The following is a 236-nucleotide window of genomic DNA, read 5'->3' as shown; positions in this document are numbered from 1 at the left end:
CATCCAGCCACTGCGTTGCCAGTGCCTGCTCACGCTCCACGACGCGGCCGAGGTGTGCCACGGCCTCCTTCTCGATGCGCCCACCCAGCAGCGGCACGCGTACCGACACGTTGCCGGTTACGTCGCGGGTGCAGCCCGCCTCGACCGGAGCCAGGGTGGACGTGGCCTCAACGGACACCGGGGCGCCGTCCACGGTCACGGACGTGCGCGAGGTGGCCCCGGCCTCGTTCATCGTC

The 236-nt window shown here is 71.6% G+C and carries 1 protein-coding gene; it reads right to left on the bottom strand.

Going from position 1 to position 236, the window contains the following annotated elements; translation table 11 throughout:
* The coding region (locus tag QP415_RS12915; RefSeq protein ID WP_285100340.1) for a DUF2505 domain-containing protein at window positions 1–236 on the bottom strand (236 nt) is incomplete at both ends.

Source organism: Pauljensenia sp. UMB3104 (assembly GCF_030217285.1).
In the GTDB taxonomy this organism is placed as follows: domain Bacteria; phylum Actinomycetota; class Actinomycetes; order Actinomycetales; family Actinomycetaceae; genus Pauljensenia.
Note: the sequence above shows the minus strand (reverse complement) of the source record. Positions and strands in the feature narration are given on the sequence as shown.